At 57.8% G+C, this 18,849-nt stretch carries 10 protein-coding genes and 3 tRNA genes; 7 read left to right on the top strand and 6 right to left on the bottom strand.

Annotated features, from left to right (window positions below; translation table 11 throughout):
- The first annotated feature begins 10 nt into the window (after nt 1-10).
- The 4 genes from recC to recD all read left to right on the top strand — a co-directional run bounded on the left by recC (nt 11) and on the right by recD (nt 11,763).
- On the top strand, nt 11-3,385 hold the full coding sequence (gene recC, locus ACMGGE_RS21155; RefSeq protein ID WP_420294121.1) for an exodeoxyribonuclease V subunit gamma: 3,375 nt from the start codon (nt 11-13) through the stop codon (nt 3,383-3,385).
- A 139-nt stretch (nt 3,386-3,524) separates the two neighbouring features.
- Nucleotides 3,525-6,407: a pitrilysin gene (gene ptrA, locus ACMGGE_RS21160; protein WP_420294122.1), complete on the top strand. Its 2,883-nt coding sequence runs from the start codon at nt 3,525-3,527 to the stop codon at nt 6,405-6,407.
- Nucleotides 6,404-9,946 (top strand): exodeoxyribonuclease V subunit beta, encoded by a 3,543-nt coding sequence (gene recB / locus ACMGGE_RS21165; RefSeq protein WP_420294123.1) that lies wholly within the window; start codon nt 6,404-6,406, stop codon nt 9,944-9,946. The genes ptrA and recB overlap by 4 nt, the downstream gene beginning before the upstream one ends.
- The gene (gene recD, locus ACMGGE_RS21170; protein ID WP_069720010.1) at nt 9,943-11,763 is read left to right on the top strand and encodes an exodeoxyribonuclease V subunit alpha; all 1,821 of its coding nucleotides are present in this window, start codon (nt 9,943-9,945) and stop codon (nt 11,761-11,763) included. The genes recB and recD overlap by 4 nt, the downstream gene beginning before the upstream one ends.
- A gap of 34 nt (nt 11,764-11,797) precedes the next feature.
- Here recD and argA read toward each other — a convergent pair whose 3' ends face one another.
- The gene (gene argA, locus ACMGGE_RS21175) at nt 11,798-13,129 is read right to left on the bottom strand and encodes an amino-acid N-acetyltransferase (protein ID WP_023294467.1); all 1,332 of its coding nucleotides are present in this window, start codon (nt 13,127-13,129) and stop codon (nt 11,798-11,800) included.
- Nucleotides 13,130-13,356: 227 nt separating this feature from the next.
- On the opposite strand from argA, the gene amiC reads away from it, so the two are divergent.
- Complete coding sequence (gene amiC, locus ACMGGE_RS21180; protein ID WP_021242006.1) at nt 13,357-14,610, top strand: N-acetylmuramoyl-L-alanine amidase AmiC; 1,254 nt, start codon at nt 13,357-13,359, stop codon at nt 14,608-14,610.
- 87 nt (nt 14,611-14,697) lie between these two features.
- Here amiC and ACMGGE_RS21185 read toward each other — a convergent pair.
- The 3 genes from ACMGGE_RS21185 to ACMGGE_RS21195 all read right to left on the bottom strand — a co-directional run bounded on the left by ACMGGE_RS21185 (nt 14,698) and on the right by ACMGGE_RS21195 (nt 15,016).
- Nucleotides 14,698-14,774 (bottom strand) — tRNA-Met (locus tag ACMGGE_RS21185).
- A gap of 44 nt (nt 14,775-14,818) precedes the next feature.
- Nucleotides 14,819-14,895: transfer RNA gene (locus ACMGGE_RS21190), tRNA-Met, on the bottom strand.
- A 44-nt stretch (nt 14,896-14,939) separates the two neighbouring features.
- Nucleotides 14,940-15,016 (bottom strand) — tRNA-Met (locus tag ACMGGE_RS21195).
- A gap of 208 nt (nt 15,017-15,224) precedes the next feature.
- On the opposite strand from ACMGGE_RS21195, the gene mltA reads away from it, so the two are divergent.
- The gene (gene mltA / locus ACMGGE_RS21200) at nt 15,225-16,322 is read left to right on the top strand and encodes a murein transglycosylase A (protein ID WP_021241890.1); all 1,098 of its coding nucleotides are present in this window, start codon (nt 15,225-15,227) and stop codon (nt 16,320-16,322) included.
- Between the two features lie 75 nt (nt 16,323-16,397).
- Nucleotides 16,398-17,204 carry a tRNA cyclic N6-threonylcarbamoyladenosine(37) synthase TcdA gene (gene tcdA / locus ACMGGE_RS21205; protein WP_006811804.1) on the top strand — a complete coding sequence of 269 codons (807 nt, stop codon included), beginning with the start codon at nt 16,398-16,400 and terminating at the stop codon, nt 17,202-17,204.
- Here the strand turns inward: tcdA and csdE are convergent.
- Nucleotides 17,195-17,641 carry a cysteine desulfurase sulfur acceptor subunit CsdE gene (gene csdE, locus ACMGGE_RS21210; protein ID WP_045908462.1) on the bottom strand — a complete coding sequence of 149 codons (447 nt, stop codon included), beginning with the start codon at nt 17,639-17,641 and terminating at the stop codon, nt 17,195-17,197. The genes tcdA and csdE overlap by 10 nt on opposite strands.
- Nucleotides 17,641-18,846: a cysteine desulfurase CsdA gene (csdA, locus tag ACMGGE_RS21215; protein WP_262752588.1), complete on the bottom strand. Its 1,206-nt coding sequence runs from the start codon at nt 18,844-18,846 to the stop codon at nt 17,641-17,643. Before csdA ends, csdE begins: the two co-directional genes overlap by 1 nt.
- Nucleotides 18,847-18,849 lie beyond the last annotated feature (3 nt).

The following is an 18,849-nucleotide window of genomic DNA, read 5'->3' on the forward strand; positions in this document are numbered from 1 at the left end:
GGGAGCGTCTATGTTAAGGGTCTACCACTCAAATCGTCTGGATGTGCTGGAAGCACTGATGGAGTTTATCGTTGAGCGCGAGCGGCTTGACGATCCTTTTGAGCCTGAAATGGTGCTGGTGCAGAGCACCGGTATGGCACAGTGGCTGCAAATGTCGCTTTCCCGCAAGTTTGGCATTGCCGCGAATATTGATTTTCCGCTGCCGGCGAGCTTTATCTGGGAGATGTTTGTCCGCGTGTTGCCGGATATCCCGGAGCAGAGCGCGTTCAACAAGCAGGCCATGAGCTGGAAGCTGATGGCGCTGCTGCCGGAAATGCTGCAGCACGATGAATTTGCCATGCTGCGTCACTACCTCAATGACGATACCGACAAGCGCAAGCTGTTCCAGCTGGCGTCGCGCACCGCCGATCTCTACGACCAATACCTTGTTTATCGCTCTGACTGGTTAATTCGTTGGGAAGCGGGCGAGTTGGTTGAAGGCCTGCCGGAGGCGCAAATATGGCAGGCCCCGCTGTGGAAAGCCCTGGTAGAGCATACGGAGAAACTGGGCCAGCCTAAGTGGCACCGTGCCAATCTCTACGATCGGTTTATCTCGATACTTGAAAATGCGTCGGAGCGCCCAGCCCGACTGCCGTCACGCGTGTTTATCTGCGGAATATCCGCATTGCCCCCTGTCTATCTGAAAGCGTTGAATGCGCTGGGTAAACATATTGATATCCATATTTTGTTTACCAACCCTTGCCGACAGTACTGGGGGGATATCCTCGACGAACGCTGGCTGGCGCGGCTGGTGACCCGCCAACGAAAACGCCTTTTTGAAGAACGATCCATCCCGCTGTTTAAAGACGGCTCGACTGCCGGGCAGCTTTTCGATGAAGAGGGTATTCAGAACCTGCCTAATCCGCTGCTTGCCTCATGGGGGAAGCTGGGGCGTGACTACATTCACATGCTTTCAGACATCACTTCCTCAGGTGAAGGTGACGTGGATGCCTTTGTTGAGATCGCCCCGGACAGCCTGCTGCATAATATCCAGTTAGATATTCTGGATCTGGAAAACCGTGCCGTCATGGGCGTGACGGCGAACGAGTTCGAACGCAGCGACAATAAGCGAAAACTGGATCCTGACGATCGCAGTATCACGATCCACGTTTGTCACAGCCCGCAGCGTGAGGTCGAAGTGCTTCACGACCAGCTGCTGGCGATGCTGCAGGAAGATCCCGACCTGACGCCACGCGATATCGTGGTGATGGTGGCGGATATCGATAGCTACAGTCCCTTTATTCAGGCCGTTTTTGGCAGCGCAACGGGCGAGCGATACCTGCCTTACGCGATATCTGACCGTCGTGCCCGTCAGTCGCATCCGGTATTGCAGGCGTTTATCACTCTCCTGTCACTGCCGGATAGCCGGTTTATCTCCGAAGATGTCCTGGCGTTGCTGGATGTTCCCGTGCTGGCCGCACGCTTCAACATCAATGAAGAGGGGCTGCGCTACCTTCGTCAGTGGGTTAACGAGTCTGGCGTACGCTGGGGAATCGATGACGATAACGTTCAGGAATTCGAGCTTACCCCTACCGGGCAGCACACCTGGCGATTTGGCCTGACGCGTATGCTGTTGGGCTATGCCATGGAAAGCAGCCAGGGCGAGTGGAATGAGGTGCTGCCTTACGATGAGTCCAGCGGGTTAATTGCTGAACTGGTGGGGCATTTAGCATCGCTATTAATGCAGCTTAACCGCTGGCGATATGCGCTGTTGCAGCCGCGTCCACTTGAAGAATGGCTCCCTGTCTGCAGGGCGTTACTCAATGATTTCTTCCTGCCGGACAATGACACCGAAGCGGCCATGGCGCTCATTGAAACCCAGTGGCAGGCTATCATCGACGAAGGCGTGAATTCTCACTACCACGAGGCCATCCCGCTCTCGCTGTTGCGGGATGAGCTGACGCAGCGGCTTGACCAGGAGCGAATCAGCCAGCGTTTCCTGGCGGGTCCTGTCAATATCTGCACCCTGATGCCCATGCGCTCTATCCCGTTCAGGGTAGTCTGCCTGCTTGGCATGAACGACGGTGTGTATCCGCGCGCGCTGCCGCCGCTGGGGTTCGATTTGATGAGCGCAAACCCTAAACGGGGCGATCGTAGCCGCCGTGATGATGACCGCTACCTCTTCCTGGAAGCGCTCATTTCCGCGCAGAGTAAGCTCTATATCAGCTATATCGGTCGTTCCATTCAGGACAACAGCGAGCGTTTCCCCTCCGTGCTGGTGCAGGAGCTGGTGGACTATATCGGCCAGAGCCACTACCTGCCGGGAGATGAGGAGCGCAACTGTGATGAGAGCGAGCAGAGGGTGAAAGCCCATATCACCTGTTTCCACAGCCGCATGCCGTTTGACCCGGTGAACTATATTGCCAGCGAGCGCCAGAGCTATGCCCTTGAGTGGTTGCCGGCGGCGAAAAAGGAAGGGAATGCGCATACCGATTTCATTCAGGAACTTGCCCCGCGCCCTATCGACACACTGACCTTCGAGCAGCTTCAGCGGTTTTGGGCGCATCCGGTGCGCGCCTTTTTCCAGCAACGACTGCAGGTCAACTTCCGCTCTGAAGAGAGCGAAATTCCTGAGTCAGAGCCGTTTACGCTGGAAGGTCTGGAGCGCTATCAGTTAAATCTGCAGCTGCTGAACGCGCTGGTTGAAGAGGAAGATGCCGACAAACTTTACCGCCGCTACCGTGCTGCAGGTCAGCTGCCCTACGGAGCGTTTGGGGAGATCGTCTGGGAGGCGCAGTGTCAGGAGATGACCGCCCTGGCAGAGCGCGTACGAGCGTGCCGACAGCCAGGGAAAAGTATTGAAATCGATCTCAACTGCAACGGGATACAGCTCACGGGCTGGTTAACCCAGGTTCAGCCGGATGGGCTGCTGCGCTGGCGACCCTCTATGCTCAGCGTTTCCCAGGGTTTGCAACTCTGGCTCGAACATCTTGTCTACAGTGCGGGTGGGTATAAAGGCGAAAGCCGGATTTTCGTGCGCAAAGAGGGCGAGTGGTGCTTCCCGCCGATGGAAGCCGAGCAGGCGTTAGGGTATCTCTCTTTGTACATTGAGGGCTACCGCCAGGGAATGAACAAACCGCTCCTGTTACTGCCGGAAAGTGGCGGCGCCTGGATAAAAGCCTGTTATGACGCGCAGAATGATGCGATGTTAACGGATGAGGCTTCGCTGCAGAAAGCACGCAGCAAATTTATGCAGGCCTACGAAGGAAACATGATGGTGCGGGGCGAAGGGGATGATGTCTGGTATCAGCGTTTGTGGCGAACGCTCGAGCCAGAATACCTGGAGGCTATCACGGAAGAGGCGCAGCGCTACCTGCTGCCGTTGTTTAAATTTAATCAGTCCTGAGCGCTGTATAAAAATTGCGCAGATAAGGGTGTTCATTTATGATGCATTTCTTATCACGGACTGATGTACCCAAAGAAAGAGATGTTGGCGTGTCCAGCACGCAGTTTGTTAATGATGTAGCCGTGATAAAGAGGTCGTAATGCCAGGCAGCACCTTGTTTAAAGCGTTTGTTTTGTTTATTGCCCTTTGGGCGCCCGTCACTCACGCAGACTCCGGTTGGCAACCCGTTCAGGAAACTATCCGTAAGAGCGAAAAGGATACCCGTCAATATCAGGCTATTCGCCTTGATAACGGGATGACCGTGCTGCTGGTTTCCGACCCGCAGGCGGTGAAATCCCTGTCGGCATTAGTGGTGCCGGTTGGGTCGCTGGAAGATCCTGACGCTCATCCTGGGCTTGCACACTATCTGGAACATATGACGCTGATGGGGTCAAAAAAATACCCGCAGCCAGATAGCCTGTCCGAATTTCTGAAGATGCATGGCGGCAGCCACAATGCCAGTACGGCGCCGTACCGCACCGCCTTTTATCTCGAAGTTGAAAATGATGCGCTGGAAGGGGCGGTCGATCGCCTCGCTGATTCCATCGCCGCGCCGTTGCTGGATAAAAAATACGCTGAGCGTGAACGCAACGCGGTGAATGCCGAGCTGACCATGGCCCGCACCCGAGACGGTATGCGCATGGCGCAGGTCAGCGCCGAAACCATCAACCCTGCGCACCCGGGCTCGCGCTTCTCCGGCGGTAACCTGGAAACCTTGAGCGACAAACCGAACAGCCCGGTGCTGGATGCCTTGCACGCGTTTCGCGATAAATACTACTCCGCCAACCTGATGAAGGCGGTCATCTACAGCAATAAACCGTTGCCAGAGCTGGCAGCCATGGCGGCCAAAACCTTTGGCCGGGTGCCGAATAAAAATATCGACCTGCCGCAAATCACCGTTCCGGTGGTCACGGATGCGCAAAAAGGCATCGTGATCCACTACGTTCCTGCTATGCCGCGTAAAGTGCTGCGCGTGGAATTCCGCATTGATAACAATACGGCGCAGTTTCGCAGTAAAACCGATGAGCTGGTCACCTACCTGATCGGTAATCGTAGCCCGGGTACGCTGTCTGACTGGCTGCAAAAGCAGGGGCTGGCGGAAGGCATTCGCGCCGACTCCGATCCGGTTGTGAACGGCAATAGCGGCGTGCTGGCGATCTCCGCGACGCTGACCGACAAAGGACAGGCCAACCGCGATGAAGTCGTGGCGGCTATCTTTAGCTACCTCGCTTTACTGCGCGAAAAAGGCGTCGATAAGCGCTATTTTGATGAACTCGCGCACGTGCTGGATCTCGATTTCCGCTACCCGTCCATCACCCGCGACATGGACTATGTGGAGTGGCTGGCGGATACCATGATCCGCGTGCCGGTGGAACATACTCTCGACGCGGTGAATATTGCCGACCGGTACGATGCCGGGGCGGTAAAAGCCCGCCTGGCGATGATGACGCCGGAGAATGCCCGCATCTGGTACATCAGTCCGAACGAACCGCATAACAAGACGGCGTATTTTGTCGACGCCCCTTATCAGGTGGATAATATCAGCGCTCAGACCTTCGCCGACTGGCAGAAAAAGGCCGGGGAGATTGCGTTGAAGCTGCCGGAGCTGAACCCCTATATTCCGGATGACTTCTCGCTGATCAAAACGACGAAAGATTACCTGCACCCGGAACTCATCATTGATGAGCCAACGCTGCGCGTCGTGTATACCCCAAGCCGCTATTTCGCCAGTGAGCCTAAAGCCGATGTCAGCGTGGTGCTGCGTAACCCGAAAGCCATGAACAGCGCCAAAAATCAGGTGATGTTCGCGCTCAATGACTATCTCGCCGGTATCGCGCTCGATCAGCTCAGCAACCAGGCCGCCGTGGGCGGGATCAGCTTCTCCACCAACGCCAATAACGGTTTGATGCTTAATGCAAACGGCTATACCCAGCGCTTGCCTCAGCTGTTCCAGGCCCTGCTGGAGGGCTACTTCAGCTACACGCCGACGGAAGAGCAGCTTGAGCAGGCTAAATCCTGGTATGCCCAGATGATGGATTCTGCCGAGAAGGGCAAGGCTTACGATCTGGCGCTTATGCCGGCGCAAATGCTGTCGCAGGTTCCTTATTTCCAGCGTGAGGATCGCCGCGCGCTGCTGCCTTCCATCTCCTTAAAAGATGTGCTCGCGTACCGCGATGCGCTGAAAAGCAACACGCGTCCGGAGTTCCTGATCGTCGGCAACATGAGTGAGGAGCAGGCCAAAACCCTGGCGGAGAATGTTCGCACTCAGCTCGGCTCTAAAGGCGACGAGTGGTGCCGCAACCAGGACGTGCTGGTTGAGAAAAAACAGAATGTGATTTTTGAAAAGGCGGGCAACAGCACGGATTCCGCGCTGGCCGCGGTCTTTGTGCCAACGGGCTATGATGAATTCGCCAGTTCAGCGCAGAGCGCCGTGCTGGGACAGATTATTCAGCCGTGGTTCTATAACCAGTTACGCACAGAGGAGCAGCTTGGCTACGCGGTGTTTGCCTTCTCCATGAACGTCGGTCGTCAGTGGGGGCTGGGTTTCCTGCTGCAAAGCAGCGATAAACAACCGGCGTATCTCTGGCAGCGTTACCAGGCCTTCTTCCCGCAGGTTGAAGCAAAACTGCGCGCCATGAAGCCGGAAGAGTTTGCCCAGATCCAGCAGGCCGTCATCGCGCAGGTGATGCAGCCGCCGCAGACGCTGGGTGAAGAAGCCTCGCAACTGAGCAAAGATTTCGATCGCGGTAATCTGAAATTTGATTCGCGTGATAAAGTAGTGGCCGAGATAAAACAGCTGACGCCGCAGAAGGTTGCCGACTTCTTCCATCAGGCGGTTATTAAGCCGCAGGGAATAACCATCCTGTCTCAGGTTTCCGGTAGCCAGAACGGGAAAACGGAGTACGTAAACCCGAAAGGCTGGAAAGTCTGGAAGAGCGTCAGCGCGCTGCAGCAATCTATGCCCTGGAGTAAGAAAGAATGACCGATACCGCTGAGTCCCTTGATCCCTTACGTTTACCTCTGCAGGGTGAACGATTGATTGAAGCCTCAGCGGGAACGGGAAAAACCTTCACCATCGCCGCCCTCTATCTGCGCCTGCTGTTAGGGCTTGGCGGCAACGCTGCTTTTCCACGTCCTTTGAGCGTGGAAGAGCTGCTGGTGGTCACCTTCACCGAGGCCGCTACCGCGGAGCTGCGGGGCCGTATTCGTACCAACATCCACGAGCTGCGCATTGCCTGTCTGCGTCAGAGCACGGATAACCCCCTCTACGCCAGCCTTCTGGAAGAGATTGCCGATAAGCAACAGGCCGCCCAGTGGCTGCTGCTCGCTGAACGGCAGATGGATGAAGCGTCCGTCTTTACCATTCACGGTTTTTGCCAGCGCATGCTGAGCCTGAACGCGTTCGAGTCCGGTATGCTGTTCGAACAGCAGCTCATTGAAGATGAATCCGTGCTTCGCTATCAGGCCTGCGCGGATTTCTGGCGTCGCCACTGCTACCCCTTACAGCGTGATATCGCCGAAGCGGTACATGCGCTCTGGAAAGGCCCGGAAGCGCTGCTGCGCGCGATCGATCGTTATCTGCAGGGGGAAGCGCCGGTCATCAAATCCCCACCGCCGGCAGATGAAACCCTGGCCTCACGGCATGAAAAAATCATCGCGAAAATTGCGGACATCAAGCAAAAATGGATGGAGTCAGTCGGCGAGATTGACGCCATTATCGAAAATTCCGGGATTGACCGTCGCAAGTTCAACCGCGGCAATCAGGGAAAATGGATCGACAAGATCAGCGCCTGGGCGCAGGAAGAGACGCGGGGCTATCAGCTCCCGGACGCGCTGGAGAAATTCTCCCAACGTTTCCTGACTGAGCGGACCAAAGCCGACGGCATTGTTCCTGAGCATCCCCTGTTTGTGGCGATTGAAACCCTGCTGGCGGAGCCCCTCACGCTCAACGATCTGATGATCACCCGCGCCATGACCGAAATTCGTGAAGCCGTGGCGCGCGAGAAACGCCGCCGGGGTGAACTGGGTTTCGACGATATGCTGAGCCGCCTGGATGCGGCGCTGTGCAGTGAAAATGGTGAAGCGCTTGCCGCCGCGATTCGCACCCGCTTCCCGGTCGCGATGATTGACGAATTTCAGGACACCGACCCTCAGCAGTACCGCATTTTCCGCCGTATCTGGCGCCAGCAGCCCGACACCGCGCTGTTGTTAATCGGCGATCCGAAACAGGCCATCTACGCCTTCCGCGGCGCGGATATTTTCACCTACATGAAAGCCCGCAGCGAGGTTGACGCGCATTACACGCTCGATACTAACTGGCGCTCCTCTCCCGGCATGGTGGAAAGCGTCAACGCGCTGTTTAGCCGTATGGATACGGCGTTTATGTTCCGGGAGATCCCGTTTCAGCCGGTAAAATTTGCCCCGAAAAATGCCTCTCTGCGCTTCGAGTTTAACGGCGTGACGCAGCCTGCCATGAACTTCTGGCTGCTGGATGGGGAAGGCTGCGGCGTTGCCGACTATCAAAATGCCATGGCCCAGCACTGTGCCGCGCAAATCCGTGACTGGCTCAGTGCCGGGGCGCGGGGCGAGGCGCTGCTGTGGAAGGGGGATAACCCCGCCCCGGTAAAGGCATCGGATATTACGGTTCTGGTGCGCAGCCGTCAGGAGGCCGCATTCATCCGCGACGCCCTGACGTTACTGAATATCCCCTCCGTCTACCTCTCGAACCGTGACAGCGTCTTTGAAACGCTTGAGGCGCAGGAGATGTTATGGCTGCTCCAGGCCGTGCTGGCCCCGGAGCGGGAAAGTACATTGCGCAGCGCATTAGCCAGTGCGATGCTCGGACTGAACGCGCGCGATATTGATACCCTCAACAATGACGAAGCCGCGTGGGATGCCGTGGTAGAGGAGTTTGTGCGCTATCGCGAAAAATGGCAGAAGCGCGGCGTGATGGCGATGGTGCGCGAGCTCATGGCTCAGCGCCACATTGCGGAGAATATGCTGGCTACCGCAGGTGGCGAGCGACGTTTGACCGATATTTTACACATCAGCGAACTCTTGCAGGAAGCGGGTACGCAGCTGGAGAGCGAGCACGCCCTGGTGCGCTGGCTGGCGCAGCAGATTGCCGATCCGAACAGCAATTCCTCCAGCCAGCAGATGCGCCTCGAGAGTGATAAACATCTGGTGCAGATCGTCACCATCCACAAGTCGAAAGGCCTGGAATATCCGCTGGTCTGGCTGCCGTTTATCGCCAATTACCGTGTGCAGGATCAGGCTTTTTACCACGATCGCGAGTCTTTTGAGGCGGTGCTCGATCTCAGCAACGCGGAGTCCAGCGTTGAGCTGGCAGAGGCCGAACGTCTGGCGGAAGATTTACGCCTGCTCTACGTGGCGCTGACCCGCTCGGTCTGGCACTGCAGCCTGGGTGTTGCGCCGCTGTTCCGGCGTCGGGGCGAAAAGAGCGGGGAGAGCGATTTTCATCTGAGCGCGCTGGGGCGGCTTATTCAGCAGGGTGAACCCAAAGACGCGGCGGGCCTGCGCCAGTGCATCGAATCCCTTTGCTCTGAGTATGTTGCCCTGCATATTCCTTCGCTGCCCGACAACAGCCGCTGGCACATGCCGGAGCCGCACGAGTCAGATCTCCATGCCCGTCGGGTGGTACGCACGATTGCGGACGACTGGCGCGTGACCAGCTACTCCGGCTTACAGCAGCACGGGCAGAGTATTGCGCAGGATCTGATGCCAAAACTGGACGTGGATGCCGCAGGCGCCGGTAGCGTACCCGTTGAGCCGGTGCTGACGCCGCACCAGTTTCCGCGCGGCGCCTCGCCGGGCACGTTTTTGCACAGCCTGTTTGAAGAACTGGATTTTACCCAGCCGGTTTCCGAAGAGTGGGTGCTAAAGATGTTACAGAGCGGTGGTTACGACGCGCAATGGCAGCCGGTTCTCACCGACTGGATCCGCGCGGTTCTGCATGCTCCGCTCACCGCGCAGGGGATCTCGCTTAGCCAGTTGACCGCCAAAGATAAGCAGGTGGAGATGGAGTTTTACCTCCCCATCGCCGGCCCGCTCAGGGCCGAGGCGCTTGATGCGCTGATCCGCGAGTACGATCCGTTATCCGCCGGATGCCCGCCGCTGAACTTCCGCCAGGTGCAGGGGATGCTAAAAGGCTTTATCGACCTCGTTTTCCGCCACGACGGGCGCTACTACCTGCTGGATTACAAATCGAACTGGCTGGGCGAAAACAGCGAAGCCTATACCCAACAGGCGATGGCGTCGGCTATGCAAATGCATCGCTACGATCTGCAGTACCAGCTTTATACCCTGGCGCTGCACCGTTACCTGCGCCATCGTATTGCCGATTACCGTTACGACGCGCATTTTGGCGGCGTGATTTACCTGTTCTTGCGCGGCGTGGATGCCAACGACCCGCATTCCGGCGTCTTTAGCACGCGTCCGGCTGTGGAACTGATTGAAAAAATGGATAACCTGTTTGCTGCAGGCACGGAGGAGGTGGCATGACGATGCAGGCGCTACTGCTGGACGCGGTTGAACAACGATTACTGCGCCACCTGGACGTGCAGTTTGCCATGATGGTGGCAGGCGAGGAGCCTGCCGTCATGCTTGCCGCCGCCATTCTGAGCAAAGACGCGGGGGAGGGGCACGTATGTCTGCCGCTGTCGCGTCTGGCGGTGGATGAGAAAATGCCTCCGGCTTTACAGGCGTGTTTCGCGCTGCTGGGTGACGCCGTGGACTGGCAGGCGATATTACGCCGTTCGCCTGCCGTGAGCGGAGCCGATACCGGGACGCCAATGATTCTGGTCGGCGAGCGTTTGTATCTTAACCGGCTGTGGCGTAACGAACTGACGGTGGCGCGCTTCTTCAGCGAGACCAACGCCCCGCTTCCCTGTGATGAAACGCGGCTCCGGCAAACGCTGGATGCGCTGTTTACCTCTGACGACGCGACAGACTGGCAAAAAGTGGCGGCTGCAGTGGCCTTAACGCGTCGGATCTCGGTGATTTCTGGCGGTCCGGGCACCGGGAAAACGACCACCGTGGCAAAACTGCTTGCCGCGCTGATTCAGTTATCGGGCGAGCAAAAGTGCCGTATTCGCCTGGCGGCCCCCACCGGTAAAGCGGCGGCGCGTCTGACGGAGTCGTTAGGCGGCGCGCTGCAAAAGCTGCCGTTAACCGGGGATCAGCTTGCGCTTTTCCCCAATGAAGCCAGCACGCTGCACCGTTTGCTTGGCGCACAGCCAGGCAGCCAGCGTCTGCGCTATCATGCCGGTAATCCCCTGCACCTGGATGTGCTGGTGGTGGATGAGGCGTCGATGATTGACCTGACGATGATGTCGCGTTTGATTGATGCGCTACCGCCGCACGCGCGCGTCATTTTTCTCGGCGATCGTGACCAGCTTGCCTCCGTGGAGGCGGGGGCCGTACTGGGCGATATCTGCACCTATGCCAGCCTGGGGTATACCGCTGAACGCGCCCAGGAGCTCGCCCGTCTCACCGGATGTACGCTCACCTCTGAAAGCCACTCGCTTGCAGGCGCGCTGCGCGACAGCCTGTGTCTGCTGCAGAAAAGCTACCGTTTCGGCAGCGATTCCGGCATCGGCCAGCTTGCGGCGGCCGTAAACCGGGGAGACAGGCACGCCACCTCCGCGGTGTTTGCCGGAACCTTTACGGATATTGAGAAAAAATCGCTGGAAAGCGGGGAGGCGTATCAGGCGATGCTGGATGACGCCCTGCAGGGTTACCAGCACTTTCTGACGGGCGTACAACAGCAGCGTCCGCCGGAGCAGGTCATTGCCGCGTTTGGTGAATATCAGCTGCTCTGTGCGCTGAGGGAAGGTCCCTTTGGCGTCCGGGGCCTGAACGACAGGCTGGAACAGCTGCTGGCGCAAAAACGCAAAATTAACCGTACCCCGCACTCGCGCTGGTATGAAGGGCGGCCGGTGATGATTTCCCGCAACGACAGCGCGCTGGGGCTCTTTAACGGGGACATCGGGATTGCGCTCGACTGCGGCCAGGGCCTGCGCGTCTGGTTCCAGATGCCGGACGGGAGCGTGAAGTCTTTCCAGCCCAGCCGCTTGCCCGAGCATGAAACCGCCTGGGCGATGACGGTGCATAAATCCCAGGGCTCCGAGTTTAACCACGCGGCGCTGGTCCTGCCCACGCAGCTTTCCCCCGTCATCACCCGCGAGCTGATCTATACCGCCATTACGCGCGCGCGTCAGCGCCTGTCGCTGTATACGGATGAACGCGTGCTGGTGCAGGCGATAGCCACCCGCACGGAACGCCGAAGCGGGCTGGGCGCGATATTTGAGTCCCTCTGAACGAACGCCCTCGCCGCACGGTGAGGGCGTCGTATCATCCCAGGTCCGCCATCAGCACTTTTGAACGGCGCTGATAGTTGTACATCTCTTTCTTCGTTTCCGGCAGGGAATCAATATCCACCGGCGTGAAGCCGCGCTCCTGGAACCAGTGAATGCTGCGCGTCGTCAGGACGAACAGCTTGCTCAGCCCCATCTGGCGCGCCTGTGCCGCCACGCGCTCAAGCAGCATTTCACCGCGTGAAGAGCTGCGGTAATCAGGATGCACCGCCACGCAGGCCATTTCACCGATCTTCTCTTCCGGGAACGGATAAAGCGCGGCGCAGGCAATGGTCAGGTTATCGCGCTGAATAATGGTGAATTTGTCGATCTCCATCTCCAGCTGCTCGCGTGAACGACGCACCAGAATACCCTGCTGTTCCAGCGGGCGGATCAGTTCCAGAATACCGCCGATATCGTTGATGGTGGCGCGGCGTATCTGCTCCGCGCTCTCCATGACAATCTGCGTACCAATACCGTCGCGGGAGAACAACTCCTGCAGCAGGGCGCCATCTTCCTGATAGCTGATCAGGTGGCTACGGCGCACGCCGCTGCGGCAGGCCTTCACGGCGCCACGCAGGAAGCGGACGGTGCCGGAGTAGTAATCGCCTTCGGCTTCCAGCGCCTCCACGCGGGCCTGGGCTTCATTCGGGAAGAGTTCCGGCACGATCGTTCCTTCATCGTTCACGACGCCCTGGGAGGAGCAGAACCCAATCATTTTTTCCGCCTTCAGCTTGATCGCCAGCTGCGTGGCGATCTCTTCTGAGGTGAGGTTAAAGCTTTCGCCGGTCACAGAAACGGCGACCGGGCCCATCAGGACGATGGCTCCGCTGTCCAGCTGGCGGTGTATGGCTTCTTCATCAATACGACGAATGCGGCCGCTGTGGCAGTAATCCACGCCATCGTCCACGCCGAGCGGCTGGGCAATGATGAAGTTGCCGCTCACGACATTGATATGCGCGCCCTGCAGCGGCGTGTTGTTCAGGCTCATGGACAGGCGAGCGGTAATATCCAGCTGCAGCAGGCCTGCCGCCTGCTTCACCAGCTCAAGTGTTTTGGCATCCGTGACGCGGGTATGCTTGTGGTAAATCGGCTCGTGGTGGTGAGCGGCCAGGTTGGCGTCGATCTGCGGGCGCGCGCCATAGACCACCACCAGGCGGATCCCCAGGCTGTGCAGCAGGCCAATGTCATTGACGATGCTGGAAAAATTTTCATGCTCGATGGCTTCGCCGCCAAGCATGATGACAAACGTTTTTCCCCGATGGGCGTTGATATAGGGAACAGAATGGCGGAATCCCTGGACCAGTTCGGTTCTACGTTCCTTCACCATGGCACAACCCTTAATGAATGTTTATTCGTAATTTCTGTATTTTTATTCGATTGTGGCCGCGTGTGCAAGCGCAAATTTTCCGCGACCCACAGAAAATGATAAGTAATCCGTGCGTTAGCGTATGATTGTTTACCCTTTTATAGATGACAGTTTATGCGTCATTCGTTAAAGTTTTCGGTCAATCTGGACATTTTGTATATCAGTCAGTGTTCTTGCTCGGGAGAAGCATGTCGGGATCCAATTCAGCAATAAGCCGCCGCCGTTTGTTAAAAGGGGCCGGGGCAATGTGGTTGCTTAGCGTCAGTCAGGTCGGTCTTGCCGCCACCAGTCAGGTCGTGGCGGTGCGCGTCTGGCCATCGTCGACCTATACGCGCGTGACGGTCGAATCCAATCGCGTGCTGAAATATAAGCAATTTGCCCTCAGCAACCCGGAACGTGTGGTGGTGGATCTCGAAGGCGTTAATCTCAACTCCGTGCTGAAAGGGATGGCGGCGCAGATCCGCGGCGACGATCCGTTTATTAAATCGGCGCGCGTCGGGCAGTTCGATCCGCAAACCGTGCGCATGGTGTTTGAACTGAAGCAGAACGTGAAGCCGCAGCTGTTTGCCCTGGCGCCTGTCGCGACGTTCAAAGAGCGCCTGGTCATGGATCTCTACCCGGCCAATGCGACGGATATTCAGGATCCGCTTCTCGCTCTGCTGGAGGACTACAACAAGGGCGATCTGCAGCGTCAGGTTCCGCCGGCGCAAAGCGGTCCGCAGCCGGGGAAAGCAGGGCGCGATCGTCCGATTGTGATCATGCTCGATCCAGGCCACGGCGGCGAAGACTCCGGTGCGGTGGGGAAATACCGCACGCGTGAAAAAGACGTGGTCCTGCAAATTGCCCGTCGTCTGAAGGCGTTGATTGATAAAGAAGGCAATATGCGCGCCTATATGACGCGTAATGAAGACGTCTTTATTCCGCTGAAGGTCCGGGTGGCGAAAGCGCAGAAGCAGCGCGCAGATTTGTTCGTCTCAATCCATGCGGATGCGTTTACCAGCCGTCAGCCAAGCGGCTCGTCGGTGTTTGCGCTCTCAACCAAAGGCGCAACCAGTACCGCCGCGAGATACCTGGCGGACACTCAGAACGCCTCGGATCTGATCGGTGGCGTGAGCAAAAGCGGCGATCGCTACGTCGACCACACCATGTTCGATATGGTGCAGTCGCTGACCATTAACGACAGCCTGAAGTTTGGTAAAGCGGTGCTGGGCAAGCTGGGCAACATCAATAAGCTGCATAAGAACAGCGTTGAACAGGCCGGATTTGCGGTACTCAAGGCGCCGGATATCCCGTCCATCCTCGTTGAAACCGCGTTTATCAGTAACGTGGAAGAGGAGCGTAAGCTCAAGACGGCAAAATTCCAGCAGGAAGTGGCGGAGTCGATTCTGGCAGGGATTCGTGCGTATTTCTCTGACGGGGCGACGCTGGCGCGGCGCGGGTAGATCTTTTGGCCGGGTTTACGCCCGGCAAATTCACAAACGACAGATACAAAAAAACACCCTTAAGGGTGTTTATTGTTTTAGAAGTGTTGGTTGCGGGGGCCGGATTTGAACCGACGACCTTCGGGTTATGAGCCCGACGAGCTACCAGGCTGCTCCACCCCGCGTCCGTCTTTCTACTCTTGTAGAAGCTTACTTCTTCAAATTTGATTGGTTGCGGGGGCCGGATTTGAACCGACGACCTTCGGGTTATGAGCCCGACGAGCTACCAGGCTGCTCCACCCCGCGTCCGTCTTTCTACTGTCGTAGAAGATACTTCATCAAATTTTAATTGGTTGCGGGGGCCGGATTTGAACCGACGACCTTCGGGTTATGAGCCCGACGAGCTACCAGGCTGCTCCACCCCGCGTCCGTGGATGCGCACTATACTCGGATAGGTTTGTGATGCAACCCCTTTTTCACATTTATCATGATTTTGTATGCAAATTGAACGACATGGCGCTGTTTGGACTATTTTTTGCGCAAAATTTGCCAAAGGGCATGCGATCGCATTTCATTAGCCCTGGCGGTTTGTTATCTTCATCACGCGGAAATGGGCAACTTAAAGACGAGACAGAATGAAAGGACGTTGGGCGAAGTATCTGATGGCGGGCGCAATGGTAGCGATTCTTGCGGCCTGTTCTTCCAAACCGACCGATCGCGGTCAACAGTATAAAGACGGGAAGTTATCCCAGCCTTTCTCTTTAGTTAATCAGCCTGATGCTGTCGGCGCACCGATTAATGCCGGTGATTTCTCCGAGCAGGTCTACCAGATCCGCAACGCGTCACCGCGTTTATATAGCGCACAGAATAACGTTTATAGCGCGGTACAGGACTGGCTGCGGGCGGGCGGCGATACGCGCAACATGCGCCAGTTTGGTATCGACGCCTGGCAGATGGAAGGGGCCGATAACTACGGCAACGTTCAGTTTACCGGCTACTACACCCCGGTTATCCAGGCGCGACACACGCGTCAGGGCGAATTCCAGTACCCTATCTACCGTATGCCGCCTAAACGCGGTCGTCTGCCGTCGCGTGCCGAAATTTACGCCGGTGCGCTGAGTGAAAATTACGTTCTGGCCTACAGCAACTCGCTGATGGATAACTTCATCATGGACGTTCAGGGCAGCGGCTATATTGATTTTGGCGACGGTTCACCGCTTAACTTCTTCAGCTATTCCGGTAAAAACGGCCACGCCTATCGCAGTATTGGCAAGGTGCTGATCGACCGCGGCGAAGTGAAGAAAGAAGACATGTCGATGCAGGCGATCCGCGAGTGGGGCGAAAAGCACAGCGAGGCCGAGGTGCGTGAGCTGCTGGAGCAGAACCCGTCGTTCGTCTTCTTTAAACCGCAAAACTTCGCGCCGGTGAAAGGGGCGAGCGCGGTACCGCTGATTGGCCGTGCGTCGGTGGCATCGGATCGTTCGATTATTCCTGCGGGCACCACGCTGCTGGCAGAGGTCCCGCTGCTGGACAACAACGGCAAGTTCAACGGCCAGTATGAGCTGCGTCTGATGGTGGCGCTGGACGTCGGCGGCGCGATCAAAGGCCAGCACTTCGATATCTATCAGGGCATTGGCCCGGATGCAGGCCACCGTGCAGGCTGGTATAACCACTACGGACGCGTGTGGGTACTGAAGGCCGCACCGGGTGCCGGAAACGTATTCAGCGGCTGATTGTGGTATTCTGAGCGCAATACGGATTACTGTTCAGGGTGAGGAGAACCTCACCCTTTTTACATCTGAGGTGTTATGTCTGTGGTAATCAGCGATGCCTGGCGCCAGCGTTTTGGCGGCACGGCACGTCTCTATGGTGAAAAAGCCCTGCAGCTGTTTGCGGATGCGCATGTCTGCGTCGTGGGCATTGGTGGTGTGGGGTCGTGGGCCGCAGAAGCGCTGGCGAGAACCGGTATTGGCGCAATCACGCTGATTGATATGGATGACGTGTGCGTCACCAACACCAACCGTCAAATCCACGCCCTGCGTGATAACGTCGGCCTGGCAAAATCTGAGGTCATGGCGGAGCGCATCCGTTTGATCAACCCGGAGTGCCGCGTGACGGTGATCGACGACTTTGTGACGGCAGATAACGTCGCGGAGTACATGAGCAAAGGCTACAGCTATGTGATTGACGCCATCGACAGCGTGCGTCCAAAAGCCGCGCTGATCGCATACTGTCGTCGTTACAAGGTCCCACTGGTGACGACCGGCGGCGCGGGCGGGCAAATCGATCCGACGCAGATCCAGGTGGCCGATCTGGCGAAAACCATTCAGGATCCTCTTGCCGCCAAGTTGCGTGAACGCCTGAAAAGCGACTTTAATGTTGTGAAAAACAGCAAAGGCAAGCTGGGCGTTGACTGCGTGTTCTCGACCGAAGCGCTGGTCTACCCGCAGGCGGATGGCTCCGTGTGTGCGATGAAAAGCACGGCGGAAGGGCCAAAAAGAATGGATTGTGCCTCAGGCTTTGGCGCGGCCACCATGGTGACCGCTTCCTTCGGCTTTGTGGCGGTGTCTCACGCCCTGAAGAAGATGATGGCGAAGGCGGAACGTCAGGCCTGAGCCTGACGGGCGGCGTCCAGTACCGCGTCGCTGAGCGCGATCAACCCCTGACCGCGCGAGGCGCTGAGCTGCGCGCGCAGCCCCAGCTCATCAAATAACGCCAGCGGCGAGTGCGCCAGCAGTTCCGCCGCGCTTTTCCCTTCCACTGCCGTCAACAATACGGCCAGCAGACCCCGAACGATGCGGCCTTCGCTGTCGCCGAAGAAGTGCAGTTTCTCGCCGGACACGCTTACGCCCAGCCAGACGCGGTTTTCACAGCCAGCGATCTCTTTCGCCTGCGCCTTGAGATCGTCAGAGAGGGTCGGTAATTGCTTACCAAGAAGAATCAGCTGGCGATATTTATCTTCCCACTGTGAAAGCGGGGCAAAGGTCTGTTTTAACGTCTCTTCAGTGATGACGGTGCCAAACGGATGTCCGGCTAAAGCAGCGTGAGTCATTAATCCACCAGTATTTCAAGCGCGCGGTCAACGGCAGCGACCAGCGCGTCAACATCGCTTTGTGTGTTATAGGGCGCGAACGAGGCACGCAGCGTACCGCTCACGCCGAGCGCCGCCAGCAGCGGCTGCGCGCAGTGCTGCCCGGCGCGCAGGGCGATGCCATACCCGGCCAGCAGCGTCACCATGTCACTGTGATGCACGCCCGTAAAATCAAAGGCGAGCAGGCTTGAGTCCTGAACGCGGAACGAGCGGAAACCCGGGCGCTTCTTCAGTTCTTCCTCTGCCAGCGTCGCCAGTCCCCGGCTCCAGCTTTCAGCCTGAACAACGTCTGTTTCTTCCAGCCACTCCAGCGCCGCGCTTAGGCCAATGACACCCGCCACGTTCGGCGTACCGGCTTCCAGGCGGTAAGGCACATCCTGCGTTTTGAAACCGTCAAAAGTCACTTCGGTGATCATCTTGCCGCCCCCGAGCCACGGCGTCATTTTTGCCAGCAGTTCCGGCTTGCCGTACAACGCCCCTATACCGGTTGGTCCGTAGAGCTTGTGCCCTGAGAAGGCATAGAAGTCGATATCCAGCGCCTGTACGTCGGCCGGGAAGTGCACCACGCCCTGCGCGCCGTCGACCATCACCACCATCCCGCTGGCATGGGCTATCCGAATAGCCTGAGCCAGGTCTGGGCAACCACCGGTAACGTTGGACATCTGTCCGAGCGCCAGAATGCGGCTGCGGGGGGTAATCAACTCGGGGAGACGGGCCACATCGGGCAGAAGGTCTGCGCCAAGCGGAAGCTTCACCACGCGTGCACCCGTTTGTTCGGCCACCATCAGCCACGGCACCAGGTTGGCGTGATGTTCCGCCTCGCTGACGACAATCTCATCGCCCGGCTGAAGTAGCGGGCGCGCATAGCTCTGGGCCACCATATTGATGGCCTCGGTGGTGCCGCGCGTCCAGACGATGCTCTTCCCGCTTTCGGCATTGATCAGGTGCGCAACCCGATCGCGCGCAGCTTCATAGCGCGCGGTTAATCGCTGCGCTTCGGCAAACTGGCTGCGATGCACGTTCCCGGCGCTCAGGCTGTAGAACTGCTGCGTGGCGTCAATGACCGCCTGTGGCTTGAGGGCGGTGGCGGCACTGTCCAGATAAATACCGGCATCGGCCAGCGCCGGAAACTGTGCGCGGAACTGCGCAGGACTGAAAGCGTTCATGGG

The organism is Enterobacter sp. BNK-22, assembly GCF_048684805.1.
Taxonomy (GTDB): Bacteria; Pseudomonadota; Gammaproteobacteria; order Enterobacterales; family Enterobacteriaceae; genus Enterobacter; species Enterobacter quasiroggenkampii.